This is a genomic window from Hallella bergensis DSM 17361 (assembly GCF_000160535.1).
Taxonomy (GTDB): Bacteria; Bacteroidota; Bacteroidia; order Bacteroidales; family Bacteroidaceae; genus Prevotella; species Prevotella bergensis.
Genome location: NZ_GG704788.1, coordinates 1 through 2,701 on the forward strand (window position 1 = coordinate 1; position 2,701 = coordinate 2,701).

The window sequence follows — 2,701 nt, forward strand, 5'->3', positions numbered from 1 at the left end:
GGGAACTATTAGGGGAAAGGGCATTAGGGAGAGGATTGCGGGTAAGTAAATGGAAATGAGAGGAATTTGCACGATATCTCTGTGGTTTGCGCTACGAGGTAAAGTGCAGAAAGCGTGGATTTATGCAGAAGTTCCGTTACCAAATCGTTAGCCCATTCTCCGAATGGTAACGAAGAGGTAGGAGTAGGTAACTGACGGAAGTGTATTCTGTAAGTGAACTTTCTGTGATTTCGGTTTGTTGCTCTGATATACAACGCTTTGCGTAGCTGAGAACGCTTCGGTAACGGGTAACTTTGCCCATAAAAACAGAAGCGTATGAAAACAGACAGAATGAAGGTGTTGCTCTACCTCAAAAAAGAGCGGATTGGACAGGTCGGGGCTAGCTCCGATTATGGGGCGGATAACCTATGGGCGAACCATCGCCCAGTTCAGTTGCAAGCTGTCGTGCGACCCCAAGTTGTGGAATGCTCGTGAGAGCAGGCTGAACGGCAAGAGCCGTGAAGCTGTGGCAACGAATGGCAAGTTGGAGCGTTTGCTTCTCTCGGCGCAGTCGGCTTATCAAACCCTTTGTGAGCGAGGGATTGTCTTTACAGCGACTGACATCAAGGAGTTACTGCAAGGTAGTATGCAAAGCCAAATCACTTTCTTGGAGCGGTACGATCGAATGGTTGAAGAGATGAAGCAAAAGGTGGGTGTCGAGATAAAGGCAACAGCTCTGAATAGTTACTTTACTATTCGAAAGCATCTGAGAGCCTTTATTGAGGAGAAGTTCCACACGACAGATATTGCTTTCAGTCAGATTGAAGAAGAGTTCTTGGATTGCCTACAACACTATTCTGTCGGAGAGCTGGGGCATTCGCAAGGTCATTATCGTAAGATGGCATTAGCGGTGAAGAAGGTCTGCCGTTTGGCGTATCGTGAAGGATTGATAACACGACAACTGTTTGCTCACGTAACGATCGAACGAGGAGAGAACAAGCGACCTCGTGCATTGGACAGGGCATCGTTGGATAAGTTGCAGAGCCTGACCTTTGAGCCGTATGAAGTGGAGTTGGAGACTGCTCGAGACCTCTTTCTCTTCGCTTGCTATACGGGTGTTGCCTACTGCGATATGGTTGCCCTTAGTCGGGAGCATCTCTTTACGGATGATGAGGGGGCATTATGGCTTAAGTTCCGCAGACAGAAGACCAATACGCTTTGTCGTGTGAAGCTCCTATCTGAAGCGGTGCGTCTGATGGAACGGTATCAATCGGAGGACCGTAGTACGCTCTTTACTCCCATTGCTTATTCGGTTTACCTCGCCCAACTCAAAGCTCTACAACTTCGAGCTGGTATCTCTATTCCCCTTTCGGCACACGTTGGTCGCCACACCTTTGCCACGTTGATAACTTTGGAGCGGGGCGTGCCTATTGAAACGGTGAGCCGAATGTTGGGGCATAGCAATATCCAAACGACCGAGCGATATGCTCATGTGACTCCGAAGAAGCTTTTCGATGAGTTTGAGCAATTTCTCTCTTTCACTGAAGACTTAACCTTAACCTTGTAAGAGCAATGCGCAGTACATTCAGAATACTATTCTACATCAATAAGAGCAAGACCAAAGCAGACGACACAACGGCAATCCTTTGCCGTATCACCATAGACGGAGCGAGCGCGGTGATAACCACAGGCGAAAGCACTGCCCCAAAGGATTGGAGCGTGAAGCGAAGGGAGACAAAGGAGAAGAAGACCAACCAACGCTTGCAAACCTTTCGGGAGAAAGTCGAACAAGGCTACAATACCTTGCTTTACAAATATGGAGCAGTAAGTGCCGAGTTGCTGAAGAACTACTTGCAGGGTGTCGGGAAAACTCCAACGACCCTGCTTGCTCTTAGTGCGGAAGAGCTCAAAGCCCAACGAGAGTGCAGTAGTGCGGGGACGTATAGGAACAATCAGTATGCCGATAGGCTGCTTAACTCTTTTGTGCTCAGTCGCAGCGAGCGGGATGTCCCCTTGTCAGCTCTTACGATTGAGTTCTTTGAGGATTATCGTTTCTATCTGAAGATGGAGGGCTATGCGCCCGCAACGATAAATAGCCATCTCTGTTGGTTGAGTCGATTGATGTATCGAGCCGTCAGTCAGGGGACAATACGCTTCAATCCGTTTGAAGAGGTGAAGTATGAAGTCGTGGAGCGCAAACCTCGTTTTCTGAGTAAGGGCGATGTGTCAAAGCTCTTGGGATTTCCGTTGCAGGATGAAGGGGCAGAACTAAGCCGAAGAATGTTCCTTTTTCGGTCTTTACAGGCTTGGCATTTGTTGATTTACGAGGGCTACGAGCTTCGCAAATCGAGACAAACAGCGAGGGGAAGCGGTATATTCGCAAGGCAAGACAGAAAACAGAGGTGGAGAGCTTGATACCCCTGCATCCGATAGCGGAGCAGATACTCTCTCTTTACACGAAAGAGCAGAGCAGAGGGGACTACAAGATATTCCCCGATACAATGAGCGACTGGAAGCTACTTCGTCATCTCAAAGCCGTGGGGTTGGCATGTGGCATCCGTACTCCGTTGACTTGGCACTGTGCAAGACACACGTTCGGCACGCTAACGCTAGAGGCTGGTGTGCCTATCGAGAGCATCGCTAAGATGATGGGGCATTCGTCTATTGCCAGCACACAAATCTATGCCCAAATCACCGACCAAAAGATTGCAAAGGATATGGA

The 2,701-nt window shown here is 48.8% G+C and carries 2 pseudogenes; both read left to right on the forward strand.

The annotated features are described in order from the left end of the window. The first annotated feature begins 315 nt into the window (after nucleotides 1-315). A pseudogene (locus tag HMPREF0645_RS12775) lies at nucleotides 316-1,546 on the forward strand (site-specific integrase). Nucleotides 1,547-1,551: 5 nt separating this feature from the next. Beyond that, nucleotides 1,552-2,701: pseudogene (locus tag HMPREF0645_RS12780) on the forward strand (tyrosine-type recombinase/integrase); the annotation flags it as partial.